Source organism: Azospirillum sp. B506, from assembly GCF_000333595.1.
In the GTDB taxonomy this organism is placed as follows: Bacteria; Pseudomonadota; Alphaproteobacteria; order Azospirillales; family Azospirillaceae; genus Azospirillum.
This window is the reverse complement of sequence record NZ_BADK01001015.1, coordinates 1-21,026: the sequence shown is the minus strand read 5'-3', so window position 1 is coordinate 21,026 and position 21,026 is coordinate 1. Positions and strand designations below refer to the sequence as shown.

At 65.3% G+C, this 21,026-nt stretch carries 18 protein-coding genes and 1 pseudogene; 16 read left to right on the top strand and 3 right to left on the bottom strand.

Annotated features, from left to right (window positions below):
• Nucleotides 1-7: 7 nt before the first annotated feature.
• Complete coding sequence (locus tag I71_RS31295; protein ID WP_083897486.1) at nt 8-1,084, bottom strand: FAD-dependent monooxygenase; 1,077 nt, start codon at nt 1,082-1,084, stop codon at nt 8-10.
• Between the two features lie 151 nt (nt 1,085-1,235).
• Complete coding sequence (locus tag I71_RS31290) at nt 1,236-2,303, bottom strand: amidohydrolase family protein (protein ID WP_244434166.1); 1,068 nt, start codon at nt 2,301-2,303, stop codon at nt 1,236-1,238.
• Between the two features lie 153 nt (nt 2,304-2,456).
• Between I71_RS31290 and I71_RS31285 the strand changes: the two genes are divergently transcribed.
• The gene (locus I71_RS31285; protein WP_042703536.1) at nt 2,457-3,377 is read left to right on the top strand and encodes a LysR family transcriptional regulator; all 921 of its coding nucleotides are present in this window, start codon (nt 2,457-2,459) and stop codon (nt 3,375-3,377) included.
• An 80-nt stretch (nt 3,378-3,457) separates the two neighbouring features.
• Here the strand turns inward: I71_RS31285 and I71_RS31280 are convergent, their stop codons facing one another.
• Complete coding sequence (locus tag I71_RS31280; RefSeq protein WP_042703534.1) at nt 3,458-4,423, bottom strand: AraC family transcriptional regulator; 966 nt, start codon at nt 4,421-4,423, stop codon at nt 3,458-3,460.
• A gap of 128 nt (nt 4,424-4,551) precedes the next feature.
• On the opposite strand from I71_RS31280, the gene I71_RS31275 reads away from it, so the two are divergent.
• The 15 genes and pseudogenes from I71_RS31275 (at nt 4,552) to I71_RS31215 (ending at nt 20,970) form a co-directional block, all read left to right on the top strand.
• Complete coding sequence (locus I71_RS31275) at nt 4,552-6,027, top strand: FAD-binding oxidoreductase (RefSeq protein WP_083897483.1); 1,476 nt, start codon at nt 4,552-4,554, stop codon at nt 6,025-6,027.
• 160 nt (nt 6,028-6,187) lie between these two features.
• Nucleotides 6,188-7,492, top strand: coding sequence for a (Fe-S)-binding protein (locus tag I71_RS31270; RefSeq protein ID WP_042703530.1), 1,305 nt, complete (start codon nt 6,188-6,190; stop codon nt 7,490-7,492).
• A gap of 16 nt (nt 7,493-7,508) precedes the next feature.
• Entirely contained in the window at nt 7,509-9,182 is a 1,674-nt protein-coding gene (locus I71_RS31265; protein WP_042703528.1) for an FAD-binding oxidoreductase, read from the top strand.
• 57 nt (nt 9,183-9,239) lie between these two features.
• Nucleotides 9,240-10,772: a class I adenylate-forming enzyme family protein gene (locus tag I71_RS31260; protein ID WP_042703526.1), complete on the top strand. Its 1,533-nt coding sequence runs from the start codon at nt 9,240-9,242 to the stop codon at nt 10,770-10,772.
• Between the two features lie 28 nt (nt 10,773-10,800).
• Nucleotides 10,801-12,231: an aldehyde dehydrogenase family protein gene (locus tag I71_RS31255; protein ID WP_042703524.1), complete on the top strand. Its 1,431-nt coding sequence runs from the start codon at nt 10,801-10,803 to the stop codon at nt 12,229-12,231.
• Between the two features lie 72 nt (nt 12,232-12,303).
• On the top strand, nt 12,304-12,429 hold the full coding sequence (locus tag I71_RS40750) for a hypothetical protein (RefSeq protein ID WP_280109931.1): 126 nt from the start codon (nt 12,304-12,306) through the stop codon (nt 12,427-12,429).
• Between the two features lie 20 nt (nt 12,430-12,449).
• The gene (locus tag I71_RS35360; protein ID WP_049976425.1) at nt 12,450-13,619 is read left to right on the top strand and encodes an NmrA family NAD(P)-binding protein; all 1,170 of its coding nucleotides are present in this window, start codon (nt 12,450-12,452) and stop codon (nt 13,617-13,619) included.
• 272 nt (nt 13,620-13,891) lie between these two features.
• Entirely contained in the window at nt 13,892-15,076 is a 1,185-nt protein-coding gene (locus tag I71_RS31245) for an MFS transporter (protein WP_042703556.1), read from the top strand.
• 366 nt (nt 15,077-15,442) lie between these two features.
• Nucleotides 15,443-16,285, top strand: a complete 843-nt coding sequence (locus tag I71_RS31240; RefSeq protein ID WP_042703522.1) for a transporter — start codon at nt 15,443-15,445, stop codon at nt 16,283-16,285.
• 24 nt (nt 16,286-16,309) lie between these two features.
• On the top strand, nt 16,310-17,104 hold the full coding sequence (locus I71_RS31235; protein ID WP_042703520.1) for an SDR family NAD(P)-dependent oxidoreductase: 795 nt from the start codon (nt 16,310-16,312) through the stop codon (nt 17,102-17,104).
• Nucleotides 17,105-17,130: 26 nt separating this feature from the next.
• Nucleotides 17,131-17,451 carry an NIPSNAP family protein gene (locus I71_RS31230; RefSeq protein WP_042703518.1) on the top strand — a complete coding sequence of 107 codons (321 nt, stop codon included), beginning with the start codon at nt 17,131-17,133 and terminating at the stop codon, nt 17,449-17,451.
• A 292-nt stretch (nt 17,452-17,743) separates the two neighbouring features.
• The gene (locus I71_RS31225) at nt 17,744-18,715 is read left to right on the top strand and encodes a VOC family protein (protein ID WP_042703515.1); all 972 of its coding nucleotides are present in this window, start codon (nt 17,744-17,746) and stop codon (nt 18,713-18,715) included.
• Between the two features lie 91 nt (nt 18,716-18,806).
• A pseudogene (locus I71_RS41170) lies at nt 18,807-18,974 on the top strand (NAD(P)-binding protein); the annotation flags it as partial.
• A 170-nt stretch (nt 18,975-19,144) separates the two neighbouring features.
• Entirely contained in the window at nt 19,145-19,927 is a 783-nt protein-coding gene (locus I71_RS40330) for an FAD-dependent monooxygenase (protein ID WP_199902299.1), read from the top strand.
• Between the two features lie 32 nt (nt 19,928-19,959).
• The gene (locus I71_RS31215) at nt 19,960-20,970 is read left to right on the top strand and encodes a fumarylacetoacetate hydrolase family protein (RefSeq protein WP_042703513.1); all 1,011 of its coding nucleotides are present in this window, start codon (nt 19,960-19,962) and stop codon (nt 20,968-20,970) included.
• Nucleotides 20,971-21,026 lie beyond the last annotated feature (56 nt).

Sequence of the window (21,026 nt, the reverse complement as noted above, 5' to 3'; positions counted from 1 at the left end):
GATTGCTTCAATAGTCCGCAGCCAAGGCATGGCTGGCCGCGCCCATCAATTCGCCGAGCCGGGCGGCCGGCCCGCGTGCGAGCTGGTGGACTCCGATGGCCAGGCTGCTCTCCACCACGATCCGGCAGCGCTCGTAGCGGCGCGCGGTGAAGGCCGTGAGCGCGGACGGTACATCGCTCCCGGAGCGCTCCAGTTCCTCGCCCAGCACCATCGCGTCCTCCACCGCCGATCCGGCGCCGGAGGCCAGGTGCGGCGTGGTGGCGTGGGCTGCGTCGCCGATCAGCACCACACGCCCGCTGTGCCAGGGGGCCGGCTGGAGCGCGGCTTCCAGCGGGCGATAGACGATGGAGCTGGACTGGCTCACAGTGTCGCGGATGGCGGCAACGGTGCCACCGAAATCGGCCAGCAGCGCGCGGACCATGACCGGCTGTTCGGCCGGCTCGATCCATTTGCGGTCGGGGTCGGGGTTGAGGATGAACAGGTAGACCTCGTCCCTGGACACCGCGTTGATGCCGACCAGATTCTCATGCCCGACATAGAACTGCGTGCGGGTGAAACCCTCCGGCCGCTTGGCCACGATGCGCCAGCTGCCTTGCCCGTTCGGCGTCGGCATCACCGCGTTGGCGAACAGCATGGACCGGGTTTTCGAATAAATCCCGTCCGCCGCCACCGCCAGATCGAAGAACTGGTTCGTCCCATCGGTGAAGGTCACGTCAACCCGGTCGGGCTGGTTGACGATCCGCTCCGCGCCGACACCAAGCACGACGTCCACGCCAAGTCGGCGGACCTCGCTGGACATGATCTTGTGAAGCACCGGCCTCATGATCCCGCCCGCAGCCGGCAATCCCGGTTCAAGCTCGGGATCGTCGAACCGATGGATCGACGCACCGCTGTAGTGAAAGAGTTCATGCCCGATTACGCATGCGCCATGCTCCACGATCCTGTCGAACAGGCCAAGCCGGCGAAACGCGCGGAATGTGGGTGCGGTGACGGTGATGCCGGCGCCGTAGACACGCCATTGGGGATCGATGTCGATCAATTTGACGGTGTGGCCAAGCTGGCGAAGACGAACAGCCGTCGCCATTCCGCCAATACCGCCGCCGATGATGAGTACTGAGCTCAATGACGTTTCTCCCGTTGAACTTTTTCCAAAGCGTCATGCGAATAAAATCAATCGCTTGAAACTTCGGCTCTTTGTTTGACGATCGGATTCGCCCGTCGAAGCCCAACGGATTTCAGGTGATCCGGTCCGTTTGCAGCCCCAGCAACCGGGCGGCGTTCAGCCCGAGGATGCGATCACGAATCTGCGGCTCCAAGTCGGCATGGAAGGCCAGCGGGTCCGGCTCGGCCATGTCGAAGGGATAGTCCGTGCCCAGGCACAGCCGGTCCGGTCCATGCACGCGCAGCAGCGCATCGAGCTGGCTCCGGTCGAACACGAGCGTATCCAGCCAGACCTGACGGAGATAATGCGAAGGTTCGTGCGCGATGTGGGTCCGGCATTCCGGCCGCACCCGCCAAGCGTGATCCATCCTTCCCCAATAGCTCGGCAGATATCCACCGCCATGGGCCACGCAAAGCTTGAGACCGGGATGGCTGTCGAGCACACCGCCGAAGATCAGGTGGGAGAGCGCGATGGTTGCTTCCAGCGGATTCCCGATGATGTTGTTGAGGTAGTATTCCGTCAGCCTCTCGCCATGCGTGAAACCGAGCGGATGCAGGAAGACGAGAACGCCAAGCTCTTCGGCTGCCGCGAAGAAGGGACGAAATTCAGGATCGGCGAGTTCCCGTCCGTTCACGTTCGAATTGATCTCCACCCCGCGAAAGCCCAGCTCCGTCACGCAACGGCGCATTTCGGCAATCGCCATCCCGGTGTTCTGCAAAGGCACATTGCCGAGCGCCACGAACCGGTCCGGGTGCGCTGACACGGCCTCCGCCAAGCCGTCATTGACCATCCGGCTGAGTTCACGGCCCAGCTCCGGCGGCGTGAAGTAAAAGTACTGGCCCGGCGAGGGACTGATCGCCTGGACATCGATGCCCAGGCGGTCCATGTCCGCCAACCGCTCCTCCGTGCCGTGCAGCCGGGAGGCGATGGCGGCAAACATGCTGCCGTTCACCGCCTGCGACGCGGGAGAGGTGAACGGCATCGCCGCCGGGGCGTTGGGAAGAACCTCCCGCAGGCGTGTGTCAGCCCGCCGGACGGCAAGATGGCAGTGAATATCGACGACCAGCGACTGGCCGTCCCGACGCACGGTGGGGTGGTCGCCCTCATGGGCGCAGCGGTGAAAACTGCCTGTCATGGCCATCCCCGGCAGTCTGGTTTCGGTCAGCTGAGGCTAGCCGCCGCCCGCCGCAGCGGGAACGCGTTTCTTCGGATGGAACCTATCGGTGAGACTGATTGCTTTTCCCAACACCAATTGATCAACTCGAACGGTTCGCGGCCATCGCAGGGGAATGACATGCGTTTTGACGGGCTGGACCTCAACCTCCTTGCTGTATTCGACGCCCTGATCGAGGAAAGCTCGGTTTCCGGAGCCGCAAGGCGGTTGAACATGAGTCAGTCGGCCATGAGTGGTTCGCTGGCACGTCTTCGTCAGTTCTTCGGCGACGACCTGCTGGTGCAGGTGGGGAACAAAATGATGCCCACCGAGACCGGCCTCGAATTGGCCGGCCGGGTGCGCGAAGTCCTGACCCTGGTTCGCGCGACGATCACCACGCCAATCGAGTTCAACCCTGCGACGGTGGAACGGCAGTTCCACATTGTGGTTTCGGACTATGTATACGACGTGATGCTGGCCAAAATTCTGCGGAACATAAGAAAGGTTGCGCCGAGGCTGACATTCGATCTCGCCACGCCGACGGCCCACCATGCGGAATGCTTCCAGCGTGGTGAAGTCGATCTGTTCATTACGATTGAGGATTATCTGTTCGCCGATCACCCGGCCCGCTTCCTGTTCGAAGACCAGCTTTCGGTGATTGCGTGGAACGGGGCGCCGGCGCGCAATGGCACTCTGACGATGCAGGAGTTTCTTGAACGCCCCTGTGTGGACATCTGCTTCGGCCCGGGGCGTGCCCCTGCCTTCGTTCAGCGACTGATCAGGGGCACCGACCTCAAGGTGAACGTCGAAGTCAGGGTCGACAATTTCAACTCCGTGCTCGCCTCGGTTATCGAAACCGATCGTCTCGCACTGCTCAACGGTCTTCACGCCCTCCATTTCAGCCGGCTGTACCCGCTTGCCGTCTACCCGCTGCCGATGCCTGCACCGCTCATCCGCGAGAATGTGCAATGGCATTCGAAGCGCCGGAGCGACGCAGGGGTTCAGTGGCTCAAGGACAGGATCGTCGAGGGTGTGCACCGACATACCGCAGCAGGCACATAAGCCTCCTCCGAAATGGCAGCAAGCTCATCCCGGCGCTCCACTCGGAGCTTACCCGAGGTGTCCACCGAACCAGCGCAAGATCAGGTGGAAGGGCCGTCCATCACATCGGAGTGTTCGGCATAGCGTGACGGCGGCACGCCGTAGCGGCGCTTGAAGGCATCCCGAAAAGCCGCATCGGACGCATAGCCGAGTTCAAAGGCCAGTTGGGTCAGATTGGGCCGCGACTGCAAGATGCTCTCCGCGGCCAGATGCATCCGCCATTGCGACAGATATTCGATCGGCGAGACTTCGACGAGTTCGGCGAAGCGCGTGGCGAAGATCGTTCGCGACAGTCCGGCTGTCTGCGCCAGCGAGGCGACCGTCCATTTGATTCCCGGCTTCGCATGGATCGCCTTGAGTGCGCATGCAATGCCGGTGTCGGTCAGTCCGCGCAGCCAGCCTCGGATGGCGCCGCTTCCGTTCAGCAGGTGAGTTCTGAGTGTGCTCAGGAACATCAGTTCGGCCAGCACGCGGGCCGTGGCGGCGAAGCCGGGGGCGTTCGCATCGCGGGCCGATAGGAACTCGACCGCCAATGCCACCCACGGAAACGCGCCGGACTGTCCGTTGCGGACCACGATCATACCCGGCAATGCGGCCAGCAGCGGATTGCGGTGCCAACTCGGCAGTCCAAACGCCAAGCCCAGCAGTCGCGTGACCGGTCCGCCGCCGCCCCATTCCAGCAACAGCGGCGATTCCGGCTCCTGGTCAGGCTCGAAATCCGGCAATCCGTTCGCCTTCCAGGCTTCGGAGAAATGCGTGCATGGCCCGTCGGCGGACGATGACAGGGAGTAGCGGCCCATTGCGAACAGCACGATATCGCCCTGTTCCAACCGTACGGGCGGCTGTCCAGGCAGGCACAGCCAGCAGGGCGGACCATCGACGAGGCCGTAGGCGGTCGGTGCGTCGAAATCGTCATTGTACAACCCCCACGGCGCACTCAACCGCAGCGATCCCACCGCGCTGTGATGCAGTTTGATCGATTTCAGAATCTCGCTGAGCGCGTCCATGAACGATACCGGCGGCAATTCGAACTGTTGGCCCGGCTGACAGTCAATCCGAGGGGCGCATATAACGATACCGGCATCGCAGCACGATTGGTATCGGCTTCGAACCGGCGGCTCCAGAGGAGAGGAACGTGGGTATCGCATTCATTGAAAACGCCGACCGTCTCCATACACCCGCAGGCATCACGTGCAGCGTCGACGGGGCGGAGCTTCGGTCCTTCGCCTCCGACAGCGACACGCCCCGAGGGTATGTCCCCCGCGCCATCCTGAAACCGCGGAGCACGGACGAAATCGTAAGCCTGATACGCTGGGCGAACGACACTGGAACCGGTGTCGTTCCGGTTTCGTCCACCGGCCGCCGGCGTCGCGGCGATACGGTTCCCGCACGGGACAATGTGGTGATCGCCGATCTCTCGGGCATGAACCGGCTTTGTCATGCCGATGACCGTGACAAGATCGCCATTCTGGAAGCGGGTGTCGATTTCGGCACCGTCGACGACCTGCTGCGGCCCTATGGCCTGCGAGCCATGCGGCCGCTGTCGCCGCGAGCCGGCAAATCCGTCGTCGCCAGCTTTCTCGAACGCGAGCCCCTGATCAACGCCAACGATCACTGGGATGTGGCCGATCCCTTCGGCGGCACCCTTCTGGTGCTTGGCAACGGGCGTTGCGCCCCCACCGGCGGTGCCGCCATAGAAGGTACGCTGGCTGAACAACTGGCGCGGGGGCATCGGCAGATGATGCCGATCGGTCCGACCAACCTCGACCTTCTTCGTGTGTTGCAGGGCGCGCAGGGCACCCTGGGACTCATGGCCTGGGCGGCGCTGTATTGCGAACGCATTCCCACGATGGAGCAAGGCTGGTTCGCCAGTGCCGATGCCCTGGAACCGGTGATCGATCTTGCGAGGGAGCTGCTTCACCGCCGGCTCGGCAACGCCCTGTTCATCGTCGACCGCGTGCAGCTTGCGCTGTTGCTGGCGCGGGACGCCGGCGCCTTCGCGTCCTTGTCCGTCGCGCTTCCCGCCTGGACCCTGTTCGTCGGCCTGTCGGCAGGACGGCAGGCTCCGGAGGAAAAGATGGCTTGGCAGCAGGCTGATCTGCAAGCCGGCGCGGAACAGCATGGCACGGTGCTTGCCGCCTCGCTGGCGGGCCATGCGGCGACCGCGCTGGGGCAGGCACTGCGCGTGGCCGAGCCGACGTCGTTCCGCGACCGCGCAATGGGTGGACACCGGGAGCTGTTCTTCCTGCAGCAATTGGACCGTGCCGCCGGCTTCGTGCCGCTGGTGCGGGACGGGCTGGCGAAGGCGGGGCTCGGGCATCTGCCGCTTGGCGTCTACATCCAGCCGATGGCACAGGGCGTGTACGGCCACATCGAATTCACGCTTCCCTACGATCCGCACAAGGCGGACGACACGCAGCGGTCCGCTGCTGCGTGGCAGGTTGCAGCGGACCGCTGCGCCGATGCCGGCGCCTTCTTCAGTCGGCCCTATGGCGCGTGGTCCGATCTGGCTTACCGGCATGACGACGGTATCCAATCGATGATGGCGTTGACCAAATCGATCCTCGACCCTGCCGGGGTGATGAACCCCAACCGTCTGCCCTATTCCTGAACGACCGCGTCGGACACGGCGGTTTCCTGCCGGTGCCACAGCAAGCGCACCGTCAACCGCGGCCTGAATTGGCCCCCGGCGACAATTCGCCACAACCGACATCAGCATCACCCGGCCGGAAGCCGTCCCGGCCGATGGGAAAACCGTGAGAGGCCGCAGGATGCACTCCCCCCAAACACTTGAGGACCGCCGCGACTTCCTGGCGCGATGCACCCGCTGTTCCCAATGCAAGTTCATCGCCATGCCCAAGAGCCAGCGGCACGCCTCGGCTTGTCCGAGCATCGATTACGGCCAGTTCCACGCCTACAGCGGCGGTGGCCAGCTGATCATGGCCTACGGCCTGCTCGACGGCAACGTGCCGCATTCCGCCGAGATGGCCGGCGCAGTCGCCAGTTGTACGATGTGCGGCAACTGCGACGTCTCGTGCAAGATCAACTTCGCCGAAACGGTCGAGCCGCTCGACTCCCTGTATGCCCTGCGCGCGAAGCTGGTGAGCGACGGGCATTCGCCGGCTCCGCACCGGGAAATGATGGAGGCACTGCACCGATCGGGAAACTCCCGCGGTCATCCACGGACAGAGCGTGCCCACTGGGCCGATGGACTTGCGTTCGATGGAACGGGGAAGGCGGAGACTCTGCTGCACATCGGCAGCGGCCTCGCCTATGAACCGGCTGGCTGGCCGGCGTTGCGCGCTGTGGTCGCCACGCTTCATCGCGTCGGCATCGCCATGACCCATCTGGGGACCGAGGAAGGGTCGTCGGGCGGTCTCGCCTTCGACCTCGGCTACGTCGACGAGGCGCGGACACTGGCGCAGGAACTGATCGAGCAGGCCCAGCAAACGGGAGCCGGCACGCTGGTGACCTTCTCCGCCGCCGCATTGTCGGCATTCCGCTCCATCCATCCGCGCTTCGGGCTGTCCTTCGGATCGATCCGCGTCCTGCACATCACCGAATATCTCTGGGAACTGGTGCAGCAGGGGCGCCTGTCCCTGGCCCCCTTGCCCGACCTGCAGGGCCGGCCGGTCGCCTACCATGACTCGTGCAAGCTCGGGCGGTTGAGCGAGCCGAGAGGGACGCAGGACTCCGGTCTCGACAACCAGATGTCCGGCATCCTGGTGTCGCGGACACCCTCGGCTCTGCGCTTCGGCAATGGCGGCTGCTACGAGGCGCCCCGCGCGCTTCTGCGCGCCATGGGCGTGGAATTGGTGGAACTGGAGCGCCACCATGCCTCCAGCTACTGCTGCGGGGCCTGCGGAGGAGTCAAGGAAACGGTGCCGGAGGCGGCGGCGCTGGCCGCCCGCAACCGGCTTGCGGAAGTGCAGGACAGCACCGCGTCGATCCTGGTCAGCGCCTGCACCGGTTGCACCAGCCATCTGGCCGAGCATGCCGGCAGCGCCGTGCAGATGCAGGATTTGCTTGGTCTGCTTGCACAAGCCCTTCGACCCGCCCCGGCGCTGGCCGGTTGACCCCAGGAGCGCCCCCATGAGCAAGAGAATCGAAATTCCGGTCCCGGTGCGCGGCGAGTTGGAGCGGATCGTCGGCGCCCGCCATATCAGCACCGACCCGGCGATGCTGTCGGCCCACGCCTGGAACACCGGCGTCGGCAAGGTGCCGGGAGCGGAGAAATTCTCCGGCATCTGGCCGGTGGCCGTGGTCCTGCCGGGGAGCACGGAGGAGGTCGCGGCGGTGGTCAAATGCTGCCTCCGCCATAAGCTTCACTACAAGGCGCACTCCACTGGCTATGGCTCGATGAGCAACGCCTGTTCTCCCGAGACGGTCGTGATCGACCTGAGGCGGATGAATGGGCTGGAGATCGATGCCAGGAACCGCATGGCGATCATCGGCCCCTACGCCATCGCCGGAGCACTTCAGGCCGAAGCGCTGAAGCATGGCCTGACCTGCCACATCGTCGGAGCCGGTCCCGCCCATTCGCCGCTGGCCTCCGCCACATCGCTGCTGGGGGTGGGCGTCACCTCGCAGGGCACCAGCATGAACGCCCGCAACCTGCTGTCGTGGGAGTGGGTCACGCCCCAGGGCGACATCGTGCGCGGTGGCACCGCCGGTTCCGGCTGCGGCTGGTTCGCCGGCGAAGGTCCCGGCCCCGGCGTGCGCGGCATGATCCGGGGCTTCTGCGGGGCGGCCGGCGGACTGGGGGTCTTCACCAGGATCGGCTACAAGCTGTATCCCGTGCCGGTGACCGGGCCGCTGGAGCCGACCGGCCGCCTTCCCCAGCTGGGTCTGCGCATTCCGGACAATGCCGGCTTCCTGCATGCGGTATGGCCGGATTGGGACAGCCACCGCGCCGCTACCTTCGAACTGCTCGACGAGAATCTCTGCTTCGCCATGTTGCGCATGCCGCCCGACCATATCGGATGGACGGTGACGGGAAGCAACGCCGACTACGTCGACCAGGTGAAGCGCGGCACGCTGCCGGAGGTGGCGCAGCCGTCCAACGACAAGAATTGGACGCTGATGACGCTGTCGCGCTCGCCGGCCGAACACGCGTGGCGCATGGGTGTGGTGAACGAGATCGTGCAGCGCACCGGCGGCCGCATTCTGGAGCTGGCCGACGAGCATGCCGAGGTGCTGTTCCGCAATCTGTTCACCTCGCAGTTCGTTCCCCGTGTCCTCAGGCCCTCGGGCGGCATCACCACCTCGTTCGGCGTGCTCGACTCCTTCCATTTCCTGCCGCGGGCGATGGAGGCCGGGCAGGAGTGTCTCGCGGGCGGAAGCCTGCCCGGCGGCAAGCTGGTCGAAGGCGGACGCGAGGAGCATTGGTCCTGGCCGCATGAGGGCCGCTATCTCTGGACGGAGAACATCATCAACTTCGACCCGGCAAGCAAGCCGGCGCGCATCGCCGCCGCTCGCGCGCTGTTCGATCACTTCGCAATCAGCTGGAAGGATCCGGTCGGCTTGATGGCGCTCGGCCTCGGGCCGGTGATGGAGTTGCAGGGAGAGTCGATCGGCGCGCCGCAACGCTACATCCGTCAGGTGAAGAACCGGCTCGACCCCGGCAATGCGTCGCGCTCCAACGAATATGTCCTTCCCGTCGTGCCGAAGCTGGTGGCAACCGCGCTGCCGATGCTGAAGCCGGTGATCCTGTCCCGGCCGGTGCTTGAGCTGATGTCGCGTGTGGTTGGCACCAAGGGCATGTGAACGCGCGGCTCAGGGTGGCGTCCACGCCCCAACCCCGGATTCGATGAGGAGACCACAATGAGCAGACCGGCGCGTACCTGGAACCTGGGTGCGGTGCTGCCCTATGCGGCGGCGGTTTATGGCAACAAGACCGCCCTGGTGACGGGCGGGCGCAGTTTTTCGTTCACGGATCTGGACGCATTGTCCAGCCGCGTCGCCGACAGCCTGAGCCGGCGGGGCGTCGGCCGCGGCGACGTGGTGACGCTCTATGCATCGAACTGCTGGGAATGGATCGTCAGCTATTACGGCATCCTGAGAACCGGGGCGGCGGTCAACCCGATCAATGTCATGCTGACGGCGGAGGAAGTGGTCTTCGTCGCCAACGACTGCGGTGCCAAGGCTGTCATCGCCTCGGGCGACAAGGGCCATGCCCTGAGTGCCATCCGCGACCAGACCCGTGTCGACCATATCGTCCTGTTCGGCGACGCCGTGATGGACGGAACGATCCCCTTCGCCGATCTGCTGACCGGTTCGCTCGACATCCCGGCGGTGGCGGTCGATCCCGACAGCCTGTCGACCATCGGCTACACCTCGGGTACGACCGGCCATCCCAAGGGGGCGATGACGAGCCACCGCAACGTCCTGACATCCACCGCCATGACCGCGGTGATGCATGCGCGGAACGACAGCGACACAGTGGTGTCGGCGCTGCCCTGTTCGCACGTCTACGGCAACGTGGTGATGAACGCCGCCTTCTGGTACGGCATGACGCTGGTGCTGTTGCCGAAGTTCAACGAACGGGACGCGCTGGAGGCGATCCAGACCCATCGGGCCACGATGTTCGACGGCGTCCCGACCATGTACATGTACCTGCTGGCCTATCCGGAGCGTGCGAACTACGACGTCTCGTCCCTGAGGCTGTGCACGGTCGGCGGGCAGGTGATGCCCGTCGCGAAGATGGAAGCCTTCGAAGCCGAGTTCGGCTGCCCGCTGATCGAGCTGTGGGGCATGACCGAGATTGCCGGATTGGGCACCACCCATGCCTTTTACGGCGAAAGGCGCCACGGCTCGATCGGTGTGCCGCTGCCCGGCGTGGAATGCCGGATCGCGGCGGCCGACGACCCGTCCCGCACGCTGCCCTCCGGCGAAGTCGGCGAGCTGATGGTGCGCGGGCCGATCGTCATGCAGGGCTATTTCGGCAATCCGCAGGGGACGCGCGACACCATCACCGCCGACGGCTGGCTGCACAGCGGGGATTTGGCGCGGACCGACAAAGACGGCTACATCTACATCGTCGACCGCAAGAAGGACATGATCATCACTGGCGGCTTCAACATCTATCCCGCCGAACTGGAGCGTGTCCTCTCCGCCCATCCCGCCGTCGCCCTGGTCGCGGTCGGACCGCAACCCGACGAGGCGAAGGGCGAGATCGCCAAAGCCTACATCGTCCGCAAGGCCGGTGCCGACGTCACCGCCGAGGACATCCTCGACTACGCCCGTGCTCACCTCGCCGCCTACAAGGTGCCGCGGCAGATCCTGTTCGTCGACGATCTGCCAAAGACGAGCACGGGAAAAATCATGCGGCGGGAGTTGAAGCGCCTCGACGCGTAACCGAATGAATCTTCCGGGAGGAATGACGATGGATTTCGACACGAACTACCGCATGACGATCGGCGGAGACCTGGTGGATGCGCCGGCCTCCTTTGCCGTCCTCAACCCCGCCACGCGGGAACGGATCGCCGAGGTTCCCGATGCGGGCAAGGCACAATTCGCCGCCGCGGTGAGCGCGGCCCGGACCGCTTTCAAAAGCTGGAGCCTGACGCCCCTGGCCGAGCGTCAGGCCGCCGTCCACCGGATCGGTCAGGCAATCGAAGCGAATGCCGAAAGCTTCGTGGCCTTGCTGACCAGGGAGCAGGGCAAGCCGCGGCCGGGCGCGCAATGGGAAATCCTGGGTGCCGCCCATTGGTGCCGCGCGGTGGCCGGACAGTCCCTCGCCGACGAGGTGCTGGTCGACGACGGCGACAGACGGGTCGTCACCCGCCGCACGCCGCTCGGCGTGGTCGGAGCGATCACGCCGTGGAATTTCCCGGTGTTGCTGTCGATCTGGAAGATCGCGCCGGCCCTGGTGGCGGGCAACACGATCATTGTGAAACCGTCGCCCTTCACCCCGCTGTGCATGCTGAAACTGGCCGAACTGTGCCGGGAGTTCCTGCCCCCCGGCGTCTTCAGCGCCGTGACCGGCGGCGACGATCTGGGCAAATGGATGACGGCCCATCCGGGCATCGACAAGATCGCCTTCACCGGCCATACCGAAACCGGCAAGCATGTCATGCGCTCCGCGGCCGGCACGCTCAAGCGGCTGACCCTGGAACTGGGCGGCAACGATCCAGCCATCGTGCTGCCGGACGTCGATCCCAAGGCCATCGCTCCGCAACTGTTCTGGGCAAGCTTCCAGAACAATGCCCAATTCTGCAACGCGACCAAGCGGCTCTACGTCCATGAGTCGATCTATGACGAGGTGCTGGCGGAGCTGGTCGCCTATACGAAGACGGTCAAGGTGGGCAACGGCGCCGATCCGGACAGCATGCTGGGGCCGATCCAGAACGGACCGCAGTATGAGAAGGTCTGCGAATACATCGACGACTGTATCACCCAGGGCTATCGTTTCGCCGGCGGCGGCCGGGTGGACCGCGATGCGCCCGGCTGGTTCGTTCCGGTGACGCTGGTGGACAACCCGCCGGAGGATTCGCGCATCGTCGCCGAAGAACCCTTCGGGCCAGTTCTGCCTGTGCTGAAGTGGCGGGACGAAGCCGATGTCGTCGCCCGGGCCAACGCCACCCGTTACGGGCTGGGCGCGTCGGTTTGGGGCCGGGATCTCGACGTTGTGCAGCGCATCGCCGAAAGGCTGGAAGCCGGAACGGTCTGGTGCAACGAAATCCACCAATATTCGCCCGATCAGCCGTTCGGCGGCCACAAGGAATCCGGCCTCGGCTGCGAGAACGCACTGGACGGTCTGGCGGAATACACGAACTGGCAGACGCTGACCCTGAACGTCAAGCCCGCCTTCTAAGCAGCTTCCCATGGCCGCGCCGCGCCTGTGCGTGGCCATAACAGATCGACGCCCCAGGAGATTGGCCCAGTCATGACCGTGCCGTCCTTCAGCAAGCCGATTCCGAAGAGTGGCGCGATCTTCGGTGCCAGCGGCTACATCGGCGGTCCCATGGCCCGCTATCTGCGGTTCCATGCGCCGGAGATCCGGCTGCCCTGATCGGGTCCAGCCCTCACAAGGTGGAGCGGCTTCGCGACGACCACCTCGGCATCGAGGTCGTACAAGCGAATTATTTCGAGCAGGCCAGCCTGGATGCGGCGGTCGAGGGTATCGAAGGGCTGCTGGTTCTGACCACGACGGGCCTGCCGGAAGAGCCGGCCATGTCGAATCTGGTGGCTGCCATCCGCAAGGCGGGTTGTCTGATTCACATGTTGCGCGTCGTCGGCATGCAGCCGGACACCAATCTGCGTCGGATCCCGCAGCCGTTGCGGGACTTCGGTCTGGGGCTCGAGATCCAGCATCCGATCGCAAGGCAGGTGCTGGACGATGCGGAGATGCCTGTCACCTACCTCAATGTGGGTGCCAGCTACATGGACAATTTCCTGCGCATGATCCCCCCGCTGCAACAGGACAGCCTGTTGCCCTGGCCCGACAGGCTGGTTGCCTATGTCGACCCGCGGGAGGTCGGCGAGGCGGCGGCTCGGCTGATCCTATCCGACGACGCACGCCATGTCGGTCAATTCTATACGCTGAACAATGGCGAGGCACCCCTGCGGACGTCGGAGGTCGCCCGGATGATGAGCGAGGTGTTCCTGCGCCGCATCCGTCACGATGGCAGCCGCGAGGCCCTCGACGGCTATTTCAAGCCGCTCGTCGACAGCGGGCTGGTGCCGCCGGGCGTGCCCGACTATCTGTGGAATTTCTTCCTCTACGAGGAGGCGAACGCGCCCGTGTGGGTGCCCAACCAATTCCTGGAACGCACCCTTGGGCGCAAGCCCGGCACGTTGCGGACCTGGCTCCAGGAACACCGTCATCACTTCAGCGTCGAAGACAAGGGGGCAGCCTCCGCCGCGCCGGCATTCCCGGCGACTGCCCCCTCCTCGGCGATCGACGGCATCTGGGATTGCACCGTCAGCACGCCCGTGGGCAAGGATCCACACGAACTCGTCATGCGCAGCGCACCGGACGGCACGCTGTCCGGAGAGATGACCAATCTGAAGAACGGCATCTCCATGCCGTTGCAGAACGGCAGGATCGATGGCGACAGGCTCACCTGGTCCATGCAGTTGGTGAAGCCGTTCAAGGTGACGCTCAGGATCGAGGTCGGGGTCGACGGCGACCAACTCACCGGACAGGCCAGCGCCGGCATGATCGGCAGAGCCGCCATACGCGGGACGCGGCGCACCTGACCGCATGGTCGCCGGCGGGGCGAAGCCCCCAAATCCGAGCGAACCACAGGAGCGCAACCGGCCATCCATCCGTCCAGACGATATGACGCATCGGCAGGAAAGATTTCACGCATCACAAACAGCTTTGTAAACTGATGATACAACGGCCGCACAAGATGGCCGCCGGATTTGAAAGGTCGGCATCGCTGCCGCTTTCCACCAACAATCATAAATTCGACCGCCATGGCCGCCGATGCCGGCCGTGCGGGACCGCGTCCTTGGGAGGGAGCATGATGTCCGATGCCGTGGTGCGGGTGGTGCCGTCGCGCGCCGCCACCGCGCAATCCATGTCTTTGATTTTGCCAGTCATTCTGCCGGTGATGGCGGCGGTTCTCGTCGCTCCGGTCATTCCCGACATCACCCGGGCCTTCAGCGCCGATCCGAATGCCGGGCTGCTGGTGCCGGTGGCCATCACGATCCCGGCGCTGATGCTGGCCCTGTTCTCGCCGCTCGCCGGATGGCTGGCCGACCGGTTCGGCCGCAAGCGCCTGCTCGTCGCCGCCCTGCTGGTCTATGCCGTCTGCGGTGTGGCGCCGATCTGGCTCGACCATCTGCCCGCGATCATCCTGAGCCGGGCGTTGCTGGGGATCTGCGAAGCGGCGGTGATGACCTGTTCGACCGCACTGATTTGCGACCATAACCAGGGCCGCGAGCGTGAGCGCTGGCTGGCGATGCAGTCGGTGGTGGCCTCCCTGTCGTCGATCCCGCTGATCGTGATCGGCGGGCTGTTGGGCGAGCAGAACTGGCGGACACCTTTTGCCGTCTATGGTCTGGCGGTTCTCGTCGTCCCGGCAATCCTGCTGCTGGTGGAGGAGCCTCCCAGAGAGGCCGCCAATGCGGCCAACGGTTCTGCCGGTTTTCCGTGGCGGCGCTTCGCCATCGTTGGTCTGCTCGCCCTGGCGGCGAGCCTGCTTTTCTACATCATGCCGATCCAGATCGGCTTTCTCCTGTCCATGCGGGGCATCACCTCGCCACAGCAGATCGGGTTGGCGACGGCAACCGGCAGCATCGCCATTCTCGTCGGCGCGATGCTTTTCCGCCGGCTGCCACGTAAGGGAACGATGCCGGCTGCTGCTGCCTTCGCCTGCATGGGCGTGGGGCTGCTGACGCTGGTTCTCGCTCAGGACTTTGCGGGAGTGGTCGCCGGCGCGGTCCTGCATGGCTTTGGCTGGGGCATCGCTCTGCCGCTGCTGCTGACAATGGCGATGGCCGGGCTGCCCTTCGATATGCGCGGACGCGGGACCGGCGTTTTCATGGCCGCCGTGTTCATCGGCCAGTTCCTCAGTCCGCTCAGCGTGGGTGCCGTCGAAAACGTCCTCGGCGGTTTGGTGCCTGCCATCAAGGTCTTCGCCGTCTTGTCTCTCCTGCTGGCTGTCGCTGCTGCCGTGACTCTTCGCGGGACGCGAACCGGCGATTGAGCGGTTGCCGGTCGTTGCACCCCTATGCGCGACCTTTCCTAGAGTGTGATCGGTTCAAGCGGAATCGCTTGAAGCGTGAATCACACGGAAAAACCAAAAGCTTAGAGTCTGTCTGGTGCTTCAATAGGCACGAGACAGACTCCAGGTTTGACGCACCGGTTCCGGTGTGCGGTATCGAACGGGAGGCCCGTCGGGACTCCCGGCGCACTAGCCGTCCGCCCGGCCGAAAATACAAAAGAAAAACCGAAAACAACAAATAGAAAATACAGGAAGGAAACGATGAGACATTTTCTTGGTTTGCAGATCGGCCGTCGGCTCAAGCTCCGTTCGTCCGTCGCAGTCGCGGCTTTGTCCGGAGTTCTGACTTTGACGGCCGCATCGGCCTGGGCAACCGAAGGTGGAAACTCATCCTACCAGGGGGGCGCCTCGCAGTTCTACGGTGCGGGCTTCCCGCCGATTCCCGGCACCTACATACTGTCGCAGTCCAATTATTACAGCGCCAACCGTCTCAATGACGGAAACGGCAACAAGATCCCGATGGATTTCTCGATCAAGACCTACGCGGAAACCATCCGTATCCTGCACGTCACCGACCTCAAGGTGGCGGGCGCCGACGTTGTGACCCAGCTGGTGGTGCCGCTCGTCCACGGCAATCTCAGCGTCATGGGCCATGGAGACACCCAGAATTCGGTCGCCGACATGACCGGCACCTTGGGTCTTACGTGGCATCTCGGTCCCCACAATCTGGTCGTCGGCTTGGATTTCACCGGCCCCACCGGCCGCTACAAGAAAGAGAACGCGCTCAACATCGGTACCAACCACTGGTCCCTCCAGCCGACGCTCGGCTACAAATACTTCGACCCGGAGGGCTTTGAACTCTCCGTCGTGCCCCGCGTGGTCTTCAACACCAAGAACACGGCGACCGACTACACCTCCGGCAACGAGCTGTATGTCGATTACGCGGTCGGCTGGAATTTTGGTCCGACCAAGGTCGGTCTGGTCGGTTACGCCTATCAGCAGTTCACCGACGATAAGGGGACCGGCGTCGGGTCGGACGGCAACCGCGGCAAAGCCTTCGCCATCGGTCCGTCCCTGACCTACAGCTTCAATCCGGGTCTGCAGGTCAGCGGGTCCTGGCAGCGCGAACTGGTGGCCGAGCATCGCACCCAGGGCAATGCCCTGTGGGTGAATTTCGGCTTCAAGCTCTGACCGTTTCAACGGAGATGTGTGTTCATGACATCGGTGCATGACGAGGGCGGCGGAAGCCCGCTGTTCCGACTGGACGGGCAGGTGATGGTCGTCACCGGCGCCAGCCGTGGCATCGGGCTGGCTGTGGCGGAACAGGCGGCGCTCGCCGGGGCGGCGGTTGTGCTGTCCAGCGAGGACGGACCGGCTTGCGAAACCGCGGCGGCCGGGCTGCGCGACCGGGGCCTGACGGCCCTGGCCGTGGCCTGCGACGTCCGGCGGCGGGAGGATCTGTCCGCCCTGCTGTCCGCCGCCCTGGATCGGTTCGGCCGGCTCGACAGTCTGGTCGCCAACGCCGGCGTCACGCTGGAGGAAGGGCCGAGCGCGCAGGTGTCGGACGATGCCTACCGGACGATGATGACGATCAACCTCGATGCCACCGTCCGGCTCTGCTCCCTCGCCGCGCCGCTCATGGCGGAGCGTTGCGGCGGCTCCATCGTCATCATGTCCAGCCTTGCCGGCCTGCGTGGCAACCGCAATCTCGGCGTCTATGCGCTGACCAAGGCGGCCAACGCGCAGCTCGCCCGCAATCTGGCAGTGGAATGGGGGGCGGCGAACATCCGTGCCAACGCGGTCGCCCCCGGCCTGATCGACACCGCCTTCGCCGGACCGCTGAAGGAGAAGCCGGAAGCGCTGCGCCGCCGGCTCGACCGCACGCCGCTCGGCCGCATGGGCCGGTCGGAGGAGGTGGCCGGTGCCGTCCTCTTCCTCGCCAGCCCGGCGGGCGCCTTCGTCACCGGGCAGACGCTCGTCGTCGATGGCGGTACACTGATCGCCGATTGACCAGCCTTCACAGCAAAGGGCCAGCCATGTTCCAACTTCGCACCTATACGCTCGCCACCGCCGAGGCGGCAGAGCGTTACCTGTCCGTCCACTGGCCTCGTCATCTCGACAGCCTGCCCGCCTTCGGCATCACCGTCCATGGCGTGTGGCGTGTCGTTGACCCGGATATGCCGCCTCGCGTCGTCGCTCTCGTCTCCTTCGCGCCAGGGTCCGACATCGCCGCGGTGAACGCCGCCTACATGCAGAGCGATGCCTTCCGCGCCGACATGGACGGCTTCGACATCAGTGCGATCCGTGGGGTGGAGGCACAGCTTCTGAACACGATGCCGGGCCTGCCGCCAGTTTGACGTCATCCAAGGCATCGCCGGCGGCGAGCGGCCAGCGGCGATGCATCGGTTTCACCGATGCATCGCATCGGAACAGATCATTGGTCAGCAGTCCGGCCAATGTGCAGTATCGAATGACAGTCCAGCCAACGAACAGTTGCCAGCGACCGTTCTGACCGCCGCTCCGTGACTTCCATCTCCGCAGACCTTGCCGCGCCTTCGGGCGCCACGCCCCCGGCTTGCCCGGACGCCCGTTGCCCTGTCGGGTCACGAATCCGTGATGGTCGCACGCCACCAGATCAGGAGGCTTATCATGCCAATCGTCGGCATCGACACAGTCCTGTACGGGGTCGAGGATCTCGACCTCAGCACCCGCTTCTTCGAGGATTTCGGGCTTCCGCTGCTGTCGCGCAGCGCGGAGGAAAGCGTCTTCCGCCTCGATGAAGGCTCAACCGTCCTCCTGCGCCCCTATGGGCATCCCAGCGTTCCGAAAGGGACCTACGAGGGCTATGGGGTGAAGGAAACCATCTGGGGCGTCGACAGCCAGGAGAGCTTCGACCGCCTGGTCCGCGACCTCGGCAGCGACCGCGAGGTGACGGTCGGGCCGGACGGGGCGGCGCGCTTCCGCACCGACTGCGACCTGCCGGTGGGTCTGCGGGTCTTCAACCGGAAGAAGGTGGTCTACGCTCCCGATCCGCTGAACGCGCCGGGCCATGTCGGCCGCCTGAACCAGCACCGCAAATGGAAGCGGCGCGCCCGGCCCAAGACGCTGAACCATGTCGTCTTCGCGGTGGAGGATTACTGGAAAAGCTTCGCCTTCTTCCGCGACCGGCTGAACTTCCGCCTGTCCGACCACCAGAAGGAGGTCGGCATCTACACGCGCTGCGACGGTGCCAACGATCACCACAACATGTTCCTGGCCGATTGCAAACTGCCGGGCATGCCTGGACGCCCCGCCTTCCACCACTGCAATTTCGGCGTCGAGGACATCGACGAGGTGATGGTCGGCTCCAACCACATGACCCGGCAGGGCTGGAAGCACGGTTTCCTCGGCACCGGCCGCCACCGCATCGCCTCGGCCCTGTTCTGTTACCTGGTCTGCCCGGCGGGCGGCGAGGCCGAATATGGGGCCGACAGCGACTATCTCGACGACAACTGGATCCCGCGCGAGTGGGAGTTCCGCTTCGGCACCGCGACCTGGATGCACTCCATGCCGCACTTCATGCAGGAAGAGGTGCCGTGGGACGTGGAGTTCTACAAGGAATTCCTGCCGCCGCGGAAATGACGCGTCAGAGCAGGACGCAAAAAGCCTGGGAAACAAGGAATGGGCCAAGGGTCGGCGGCGAATCCGCCGGTCTCCGGAGGGAACGAAAAGCATGAAACCCGTCGAAAAGATCCTGGTGGTGGGCGGCGGCATCGGCGGACTGAGCGCGGCCATCGCGCTGCGCCGCCGTGGCTTCGCCGTCGATCTGGTGGAGGTGAAGCCGGAGTGGACCGTCTATGGCGTCGGCATCATCGTGCAGTGCAACGTGGTGCGGGCCATCGCCCAGCTCGGCATTCTCGACAGCTTCCTCGACACCGCCTACAGCTTCGATACTGTCAGCATCTACCGCACCGATGGCGGGCGCATCGCCACCATTCCGGGCCACCGGCTTGCCGGTCCCGATATCCGGCCAATGTCGGCGTGTCGCGCCGGGCGCTGCACAATGTGTTGGTGGCGGCGGCGTCCGAGCTGGGCGCCTCGCTGCGTCTCGGCGTCACCGTCGAAACGCTGGATGACGACGGGGACGGGGTGGACGTCCTGTTCACCGACGGCCGGCGCGAGCGCTACGGGCTGGTGATCGGCGCCGACGGGCTGTTCTCCAAGGTGCGCGCCATGCTGTGGGGCGATGCGGTGCGGCCACGCTTCACCGGCCAGTCGGTCTGGCGCTACAATTTCCGCCGCCGGCCGGAAGTCGACCATCTGATGTCCTTCACCGGGCCGGACGCCAATGCCGGGCTGGTGCCGCTGGCCGACGACCTAATGTACATGTATGTGACCTCGGTCGAGCCGGGCAATCCGCGTATGGAAACCGCGCAGCTGCCTGCGCTGATGCGGGAACGGCTGGCGGGCTTCGGCGGGCTGATCGGCGAACTGCGCGGGGAAATCACCGACCCCGAGGGCGTCGTCTACAAGCCGCTGGAGGTGGTCTTCACCCCGGAGCCGTGGCATCGCGGCCGTGTCGTGCTGATCGGCGATGCCGCCCATGCCACCACCCCGCATCTCGGCCAGGGCGCCGGCATGGCGATCGAGGATGTGCTGGTCCTCGCGGAAGAACTGGAACGCGGCGGACCGCTGGAGCGGGTCTTCGCCGGCTACATGGAGCGCCGCCTGCCGCGCTGCAAATACATCGCCGAGACCTCCATCCAGATCGGCGAGTGGGAGATGAACAGGGTCGACATCGACCGCTCCCCCATCGTCCGGCAGATGGTGGAACTGACCGCCCAACCGATCTGATCCCCCCTCCGACCGGCAGGAGACCGGATGTCATGAAACTCGCCAGCTTGAAGAACGGGCGGCGCGACGGCCGGCTGGTCGTGGTGTCCCGCGACCTGACCCGCGCGGTCGATGCCGGCCCCGTCGCCGCCACCCTGCAGGACGCCATCGAACGCTGGGCGGAGTGCGAGGCACCGCTGCGCACACTGGCCGCCGCGCTGGAGGCCGGTACGGCACACGGCGCCTTCCCCTTCGATCCCGCGCAGGCACACGCGCCGCTGCCGCGCGGCTACCAATGGTGCGACGGCTCCGCCTTCCTCAACCATGGCCGGCTGTTGCAGTTGGCCTACAATCTGCCGCCGATCGCGGATGCCGCCACCATCCCCCTGATGTATCAGGGGGCCTCCGACGATTTCCTCGGCGCCCACGACGACCTGCCGCTGCCCGACGAGACGCTGGGGATCGATTTCGAGGGCGAATTCGCGGTGATGGTGGACGATGTGCCGATGGGCTGCACCGCCGCCGAGGCCGCAGGCCATGTGAAGCTGGTCCTGCAACTGAACGACGTCAGCTTGCGCGCCCTCGGCCCGCGCGAGATGAAGACCGGCTTCGGCTTTCTCCAGACCAAGCCGTCGACCTCCTTCGCGCCGGTTGCGGTGACGCCGGACGAGCTTGGCCGGGCCTGGAGCGACGGGCGGGTGCATCTGCCGCTGCGGGTCGACTGGAATGGCGACTGGTTCGGCCATCCCAACGGCGGCGGAATGAATTTCAGCTTCTTCGAGCTGATCGCCCATGCCGCCCGCACCCGCCGGCTGCATGCCGGGACCATCGTCGGTTCCGGCACGGTGTCGAGCGCGGAACCCGGCGTCGGATCGGCCTGCATCGCCGAGCGCCGCGCCATCGAGACCATCGAGCATGGCGCGCCAAGCACTCCTTTCATGCGCTTCGGCGACCGCGTGCGGATGGAGGCCAGGGGCGACGACGGTGGCCCGCTGTTCGGCGTGATCGACCAGCGCGTCGTCGCCGCCGATGGCACCGCTCCGCAGCAGGGTGCGGCGCGATGAAGGTGCTCGTCACCGGCGCGGGCGGCTTCGTCGGGCAGCGGCTTGTCGCCCGGCTG

Coding starts and splice junctions, on each gene's coding strand:
- I71_RS31290 (WP_244434166.1), bottom strand. CDS start 2,303: ATGGCCATGACAGGCAGTTTTCACCGCTGCGCCCATGAGGGCGACCAC.
- I71_RS31260 (WP_042703526.1), top strand. CDS start 9,240: ATGAGCAGACCGGCGCGTACCTGGAACCTGGGTGCGGTGCTGCCCTAT.
- I71_RS31270 (WP_042703530.1), top strand. CDS start 6,188: ATGCACTCCCCCCAAACACTTGAGGACCGCCGCGACTTCCTGGCGCGA.
- I71_RS31280 (WP_042703534.1), bottom strand. CDS start 4,423: ATGGACGCGCTCAGCGAGATTCTGAAATCGATCAAACTGCATCACAGC.
- I71_RS31255 (WP_042703524.1), top strand. CDS start 10,801: ATGGATTTCGACACGAACTACCGCATGACGATCGGCGGAGACCTGGTG.
- I71_RS31285 (WP_042703536.1), top strand. CDS start 2,457: ATGCGTTTTGACGGGCTGGACCTCAACCTCCTTGCTGTATTCGACGCC.
- I71_RS31225 (WP_042703515.1), top strand. CDS start 17,744: ATGCCAATCGTCGGCATCGACACAGTCCTGTACGGGGTCGAGGATCTC.
- I71_RS40750 (WP_280109931.1), top strand. CDS start 12,304: ATGACCGTGCCGTCCTTCAGCAAGCCGATTCCGAAGAGTGGCGCGATC.
- I71_RS31215 (WP_042703513.1), top strand. CDS start 19,960: ATGAAACTCGCCAGCTTGAAGAACGGGCGGCGCGACGGCCGGCTGGTC.
- I71_RS31230 (WP_042703518.1), top strand. CDS start 17,131: ATGTTCCAACTTCGCACCTATACGCTCGCCACCGCCGAGGCGGCAGAG.
- I71_RS31235 (WP_042703520.1), top strand. CDS start 16,310: ATGACATCGGTGCATGACGAGGGCGGCGGAAGCCCGCTGTTCCGACTG.
- I71_RS31245 (WP_042703556.1), top strand. CDS start 13,892: ATGTCCGATGCCGTGGTGCGGGTGGTGCCGTCGCGCGCCGCCACCGCG.
- I71_RS31295 (WP_083897486.1), bottom strand. CDS start 1,084: ATGGCGACGGCTGTTCGTCTTCGCCAGCTTGGCCACACCGTCAAATTG.
- I71_RS31265 (WP_042703528.1), top strand. CDS start 7,509: ATGAGCAAGAGAATCGAAATTCCGGTCCCGGTGCGCGGCGAGTTGGAG.